The organism is Fibrobacter succinogenes, from assembly GCF_902779965.1.
Lineage (GTDB): Bacteria > Fibrobacterota > Fibrobacteria > Fibrobacterales > Fibrobacteraceae > Fibrobacter > Fibrobacter succinogenes_F.
The window spans coordinates 1-7,910 of record NZ_CACZDK010000061.1; the positions used below are offsets into that span (position 1 = coordinate 1).

A 7,910-nucleotide genomic window follows, 5' to 3' on the forward strand; every position below is an offset into this window, starting at 1 on the left:
AAGTGTCATGAAGGGGTACATCATATTGCTTAATGGCAATATAACATTTTCAGGCCTTGTTTGGCTAGTATTCATCTTTCCTCCCTCCGCCTACATGCACAAAAAGGCGGGGCTTTGCTTGTTTTACACCGTGCGCGAAAAGCAATTTTCTACACACTTGTGCACTAAATATAAATTACTAGATGGCGGTTGTCAAGAGTTTTTTTTAAATCCGCTCCAATTTCAAATGGTTATCTAAAATATCCAATGTATATTTTGATTCGTCTTCTGAAATCACGAGCATCGATGTAGGCGACGTTTGCACAACCTTTTCCACCCACAAGATGTCTTTTGGTCCACGGCGGAATTCAGACCATTGTTCGCATACAGTGTCATAGCTATAGTCATCAAACGGCTCTTTTAAGCGATATGCAATAATTCCGCAACCATACATTATGCACCATTGATTGTCTTCCGTTATAATAGCGCCTTCGGCATCGCCATAAAAGTCCCCAATACACCTAACAAGCTGCTTTTGCTTTTTCATGTAAAGACGAACCGTTTCATACTTCTTATACACTAGGTAATCATCATTTTCTACAAGGATGTTGTATTCCGGATCATCAATACGCAATTCTTCACGTTCTATGTATTCGCTCATTTCACAGCCTCTTACTCATCTGAACCAAGCGTCACAAATAGAGTTACATTTTTGAACCTAACAATCCAAAGCCCACAAAGGATATAAAACTGATAGGAATGCACACTGTCAAAGCACCCCGTTTCTAGTACAGAAACAGGCTCTTCATCTGCCGCTATATCAAAAATTTTCTTAAAGTTCGAGATTAGGGTCGCACGTTCATCGGACCAAAATTTCGGTTCTATATGTGCAAGAACTTCATCAAAAGACATTCCTGGATGGACAACGCAGTCCTTCGGCAAATCTGTTCCGGTATAGAATTTAGCCAGTTCTTCCATCGGCATGCTATTGTCTGTAGGAAAAACATCCAGGGCATAGCCATCGTAGCGATGAATTTTGCAATAAGTTGTCTCGATCATATAAAAGACGCTAAAGAATTTATTTGCGGCATCGATAACTTTCTTTTCCAAAACGATACCATAGGTATCCTGCACAAAAGCAAGTTCCTCATCCTCGTAATATCTTTCGCAGTAAAGCCTATCCATACAAGACATCCTTTCACGCATAAATATATATTTAAACAACTGTCATAAGATGACAATTGCATATTTTTTTAGGAGTACCCACGTATGACCAATGGTAATTACGTCGAATTTCTCGAACAGCCTATCTTTGATGGGAAAAAACTCCCCGAGATAGAGTGCGAAGTCGAATGGGTTGACGATGAACTGGGATAATTCCTAAAACTTCACTTTCGGCAGGTTCTTGACGATTTTCGCGGTATTGAGGCAAAAAGGTTAGTTCTTTTCGATGGTTTTGATTTCGGCGGGGGTCAGGTCGTAGAGTTTGTAAACGAGTTGGTCGATTTGATGTTCCAAATCGCTGGTGTCTGCTTGCGGATTCACTTTCTTTGCAGCAAGGATTTTATCTACGAGAGTGATGATGGGTTGCTGCTGGTCTTCGCTCATTAATGGAATCGGAAAATTATTAATCATATCCTTCGTAAAGGTGATTCCACCGCAATAACTGCTAGAAGCATACTTAGACTTGATATATAGTATTGGCAATTTAGAATTAAGAATTCCTAAAAGGCATTTTAAGAGATTTATTTTTTTTGAGCATAAAACAATTGTCGATTTGCCTGGAATTATAGTGGCGTTTTCGTCTAGGCAACCATCTAAAAGATTAAGCCCCTTAAATATAATTTTAGGCAAAGAGGCTCTTTGTGTATAGCTTTTCCCTAGAATTTCATTAAATATCTTTTTCGATACAACCGGGAATGAATACTTACCACCATAAGAAATTTCTTTTTCATCCCATTTGTTACGATATTTTTCTATAGTTCCTGTATTGATAAGTTTGTAGTAATCTTTTAAATTGGGCGATTTGTTTATTTCAATCAAATCCCTGACTTTATAGAAATCAGAGGTTGCACAAGCGTTCTCACATTCAACATAATTTTTTATCCAAAATTTTATTGAGTCTATTTTTTTTATTAATTTGATATTGTTAGAAAACAGATAATCAATCAAATAAGGCCTTTCTATTTTTGAAATATTTTCGGAGACAATTGTTTTAACGCTGTTTTTCTCAAAAAACTGCGCAAAATTTGTCTCCTTTGCATCAGACCCAAATAATGTAATTATCGCATCAACAGTGGCATTCTCAAACACCTTGTTTCCCGCTTTGGTAATAAGGAGTAATCGCCTGCACATTTGATTTTTTCTAAACATTTCACCAAATGGTTTAGACAGCCACTTGTCAGGCGTAATAAAACAAACAGTCTTCCCAATATTTAAGGATAATTCAAAAAACGCCATATAGATATCCCAATTTCCAGAAAGATTCAAATATCTTTTTTGCAAAGCCGCTCTTTCCCAATCCAACCCCTGATTCGTCATAGACTCAGAATCAATATACGGCGGATTCCCTATCACAATATCAAACCCGCCTTGTTCAAAAACCTCACTGAACCATGTATGCCACAAGAAGAATTGGTCTGTTGCGGTTACATCCTTGATTGCATCCAGTTTTACTCCAAAACCTTTTTCGCGAAGCAAATCTTGTATTCTTGACTTAAGGGCTTCTCGAATTTGACGTTTCATTTCATGGTCTTCGCAATTAAAGAATTCATCTTTCAAAAGAGAAATGACTTTTTTATTGGCGACTTCTCCTGTATCAAACAAGTCTAAAATTTTCCCAGTAACCTTTTCTTTCTTCGTTGCATTGTAGGTGATATCGCTTAAATCTACGCCTTCGTATTGCTCCAGAAGGCTATTCCCTTGCATAATCTTGAAATCCAGGTTCGGCAATGCATGCGGAGTTTCTTCATCGACAATCAGGCTTAGCCAAAAACGGAGTCTCGCAATATCAACGGCCCCCTTCTCAATATCAACGCCATAGATATTCTGCTGGATAATGTGCTTCTTGATTTCTGCAGCCTTCGCGTGGTCAAAGCCCTCAATCGCAGAACGGCAAAAATAGAGTTCCCGCATCAAGCCCATGGGGAAAGCGCCAGAACCAATGGCAGGGTCGCAAATCTTGACATTTTTCAGTTTTTCGTCAACTTGTTCTGAAATATCTTCATCACCATTCAATACATCTACTTTATGTGTCAGTACGAAATCACGAATCCGTTCCTTCGTTTCTTTTTTCTTCACGCCGTTACACAAGTGCGCAATCAGGCTTTCGCGACACATGTATTGCACAATTTCTTTCGGCGTGTAGAACGCTCCCTTTTCCTTGTTGTCTTCAAGCAGGTTTTCAAAGATGCAGCTCAGCATTTCCGGGTCAACACCCACTTCGGCGTCGTCCGGGTCATTCTCGTCTATGGTGAAGTTATACTGCGTAAAGAATTCTAACAGCCCCTCCATAAATTTTTTTGGAAGCGGGAAATCTGTATTATCCTGAGCATCCTTCTCGAAAAGTCCGCCATTCAGATACGGCACCTTGATGTTCTTGCCAACCATTTCCGAAGACACAAGGTCATTTTCTCGTTTAGTATTCAAGTCATCAAACAACGGTTCCAGAACATCGTCAATAAATGAATCCTTATTCTTTGTATTCTTGAACAGATTCTGCACAAAATCCTTGTCGCCATTTTTCCACGCAGCATCGCTTGCCGGGACGCCCATCCAGCCCTTCTTTTGCAAGAACTGGATAAACACAAGGCGGCCCATCAGCTTTTTCACGTAATCACGAACGGCCTTCTCGGGGTCAGCAAAAACAGAAAACGCGGTCATTATTTTTTTATTTGGGACACCGGTTGTTTTCGTTTCCCATTTACTCCCCGACTTAACTACACGCTTTCCTGTCACGTATTCAACGATATCTTCATATTTTTCCTTATACTCGTTGAAGAATCGCTTGCTGAGAGCCTCTACAGAGAAAGCCCTCGTCACATCTTTAAGAGTCAAACCGCTACTCGCCAGTTCCATAAATTGCCGCACTGCAGTTCTAGAACGATGACCTTCACCTAGCAAATATGTAAAGCGCAGAGCATCTGTCGATTCTTTTTTGTAGGCACCTTCTTCGTTAAACGCCCATGATTCACTCACATACGAAAAACGGAGAACCGATTCGGAATTACGGTAACAGAGCATGAACGCACCCGCAAAGCCAGCACCCCGCCACTGGGAACAGAGCAAATTTCTGATTCCGGCCCTATTCCGTTCAATGTTCACATGTTCTGAGAGATGGACTTCGTATACGGCAATCTTATGGTCGTCCTGTAACGTGACGTCACCCAAATAAACCGCCTCGCTGGCGATTGCCTTTTCGACAGTCAATGTCGTAGGTGCCGCAAAAAACTTGACCTTTGCACCGAAAACACCATGGAGCAATTTCAGCCAACTGGCCCTGTTGTATCTTGCTTCGACTATGTTCTGAATTTCTTGGGCATTCATGGTCATCTCCCTTAACTAAACGATTCCGAAAGAACGATTTCGGGGGCTGATTCGCTTTCTCGTTTAAGACTTTCGTTTGCGATGAAATAGGCGTCATATTTTTTCGCCATTTCAAAAATTTCATTCTGCGCTTGTTCCTGCGACAACTTACCCCGGCCAAGATCCTTATGCATGCGTTCTAGCCTACGCGCCACAAAGGCGATTACGCCGTTTTCAACATTCGCAATCAAATGATGTATACGAACTTTTTCGTCATCATCCCGTGCCTTGGGCAAGAACGTTTTCAAAAGATTCAAGGCTGTCGTGACTTGCGCACCAGCATTCATCTGCGGGGCATTCAAATCGACAGCGGAAACTTCTTCGCATTTTACCGCCGTAAACTTTTCAATAGCCTTCTGCACATGCTCATGGTGGTTTTCGATACGAGCCTTCGACGGTTCCTCTTTTGCCGCCTTGAAATAGTTCATTGCGTCAATAGGAGAAAGCTGCTCTGAAGATGAATCGCTGACCCTATAGAAAATTTTGCGATGGTTCGTCTTCAAGAAAACGAGCGTATCGTTGTCAAGCGTCACACCTTGCACTGTCAAGGCGTTTCTGCCCGTTCGGCTACGCATAGACATTTTGGAGATACGATTGTATTCCTTTCGGTTTTCTTGATAAAGCGTGCGCAGTTCCTCGTAGAACGGCAATTCAAGATTTACTTCTTCCTTCGGCTTAATAGCTGCATCAAACAGTTTATCCAAATCACGGTCAAGGATTTCTTCGGTAGAATAAATCTGATTGTCTTCACCAAAGGTCGTATGGAAGGTCTGTATCTTTGAAAGGGCAATCTTATTCAAATTGATTTCTTTATTGCCTTGCCTAGACGGGTAGAATACGTAGTTGTAGATATTCTTTGACTTGGAACCAACACGGTTTACACGCCCTATTCGTTGCATCAACTTGGTCGAATTCCATGGCGTATCGTAATTCACAATGATGTTTGAACGGTGCAGGTTCACACCTTCGGCCAACACATCCGTCGTAATGATGATGTTAAAGTCGTTCTTTTGCGCCTTGATATAGTTCGCGTCAAAGTTATCACGAATGGTCGTAAATAGCCTTTTTCTGTTGTCGCTGGAGATAACTAGAACATCATCACGACCAATACGGTTTTTCAAGTACTCCACTGTATCAAGGGATTCCGAGAAAACCACCAATTTCTGCTCCGGATTTTTAGAAGCCTTAAAGAGTTCGTGGTCCAGCAAATCCTTGAACTTGGCAAACTTGGAATCATCGGCATCCGTTACGCTATCCCATTTTTTGCAGAGATCGTCCAAGACAATCTGGTCGGCTTCAAGCATTTCCTTGAAACCGGGCTTGAAATCAGCAACGCAGAATTTCGCATTCTTCGGATTGTTTTCTGCTTTTTGGTTTATCTTTTCTTCGATTTCGTCGTTACTTAACCCTTGATCATACATCTTGTTGATATCCAAATCGGGAGCGATAAACACACGATCATTATTGAACATGTCTATCATGTTCTGGTTTGCCTGCCTAAAGTTGGCAACAGAAATCTTGAAAGCATGGAAGCTGCTTTCTAGGCGTTTCACGAGACCGTTTTTACGGATGCCAGCCAAACTGCGGGAAATCACCTCCGCATTGTCATACAGACCATTGGATTTTTCCTCCTTCAAGAAGGCAATTGCCTGATAGCGGGCGTATGTCAACTTGTCCACCAGAATATCCATTGTCTCTTCGAACAAATCTGCCACGCGGTCATTCAGTTCGTATGTATTCTTGACAGGCGGAGCCACCTTCGGGAATCCATTGACATCCTTGCTGTAACGAGGAATCGCTTCAATATCGCTACGAGTTCTGCGAACCGTAATGGGCTTGATAACCCTGTCACGAACTTTTTCCGCCAACCTCTTGAATGCTGGCAGGTCGTAATCCTTTTGCGCTCTAAGTTTTTTGAACTGTACGATGAGTGGAGAGAAAAAGTTTGTCAAGTTGGTGACACCATCGATGGTACAACGTCTGGGATCCTGGAACAAAAGGATTTGGTTGTAAATATCCAAGGGTGAGTTGTTCATCGGGGTCGCCGAGATGAGCATCACCTTTTTACGGTAGCCCGGAATACCGCCTTGATTAATTCGGGGCATCTTGCAAATCTCTTGCAAGAAATTGAACTGGGAAGTTGTGTGAGAGCGGAACTTATGCGCTTCATCAACTATAACCAAGTCATAATCGCCCGCATTCGAATAGTTCACATTGTCTTCATCAAGAATATGGTCAAGGCTTCCGTTATGGACGAATTCGGTCCTTTCAAACAGCCCAAAATCCCTGAATGTCGATTTCCAGTTCTCTTCAACTGCAGGAGGGAAAACGAGAAGAATTTTCGTATTTCCGTAACCATTGTCAATGCAGAACTGCTTTGCAATCATTGCCGCAACGACAGTCTTTCCAAGACCGACGACATCTGCCAAGAAGAATCCATCGTACTTGATAAGTTTCTGATACCCTTCCACAACGGCATCGGTTTGATATTCAAGTTTCAAATAACCCGGAGGGACATCGAATGCATCTTCCTGATTGACTTCCAGTTTGCGGTCGGAGAAATACTCCATAAGCATCTTTATGTAGATTTCATACGGAGCAGCATCGCCTTTAAGGTAGGTGCTCTTGATGGTCGCATCTACATCATCAAACTCTATGGGACACCCTTCGGCCTCTGCCCAAAGGATTTCAAATTCGTCCTTTGCGCCCTGAACATCCTCAAAATCAGTCAGTTTGACATTGAATTCGTATTGCGTTTCATTAGAAATCCCGAGGCCATTTCCGCTCAGGTTACTGGAGCCGGTAATGGCGGCTCCAAGCGTGTATTCATTAAAGTTGTCTGGATAAAGCAAATAGATTTTCGCATGGATTTTCTTGCTCGGGTGCGCGCGGAGTTCCAGTTTTCCACTTGCGATATCTTCTGCCATCTGGCGAATGCCCGCTTCGACTTCCTTTGTATATCGAGCGTGTTCAATATCCTTGCGGAGTTGTTCAAGATAATCTTCCCTGACTTCTTTCTCGGCACCAAAGAAAAGTGTCCCCGCATTGTGCGCTTGAACAATGTACTTGTCAACATCTATACCGATAAGGATGCGAGCCTTGTTGATGGAGTCCAAAAAAGGGCGAAGAGAGAAGTAGCCGCTTGCCCGCAAGAAACCCACAACGGAGTCTAGGTTCTTGATAGCGGGATTGTTTGTGAGAACGCCCTCGAATTCCTTCATCAGGGTGTTGCCGTCGCGGTTGGTAAAGAACCTTTTTGCCATTTAGACTCCATGCGAATGTTCGCTCTCATTCGCACAAAGACTTCGGCCCAAGATGTCGGGAAAACAAAAAAGGCGTGGAGTCGC

General features: G+C 42.3%; 4 protein-coding genes. All 4 read right to left on the bottom strand.

The features are described from left to right. Nucleotides 1-205 precede the first annotated feature (205 nt). A complete protein-coding gene (locus HUF13_RS16795) occupies nt 206-640 on the bottom strand; it encodes a hypothetical protein (protein ID WP_173476178.1) in 435 nt (144 codons plus the stop codon). An 11-nt stretch (nt 641-651) separates the two neighbouring features. After that, the gene (locus HUF13_RS16800; protein WP_173476179.1) at nt 652-1,164 is read right to left on the bottom strand and encodes a hypothetical protein; all 513 of its coding nucleotides are present in this window, start codon (nt 1,162-1,164) and stop codon (nt 652-654) included. Between the two features lie 252 nt (nt 1,165-1,416). Continuing rightward, nucleotides 1,417-4,524 carry an Eco57I restriction-modification methylase domain-containing protein gene (locus HUF13_RS16805; protein ID WP_173476180.1) on the bottom strand — a complete coding sequence of 1,036 codons (3,108 nt, stop codon included), beginning with the start codon at nt 4,522-4,524 and terminating at the stop codon, nt 1,417-1,419. A gap of 11 nt (nt 4,525-4,535) precedes the next feature. Beyond that, on the bottom strand, nt 4,536-7,826 hold the full coding sequence (locus HUF13_RS16810) for a helicase-related protein (protein WP_304039348.1): 3,291 nt from the start codon (nt 7,824-7,826) through the stop codon (nt 4,536-4,538). Nucleotides 7,827-7,910: the final 84 nt, after the last annotated feature.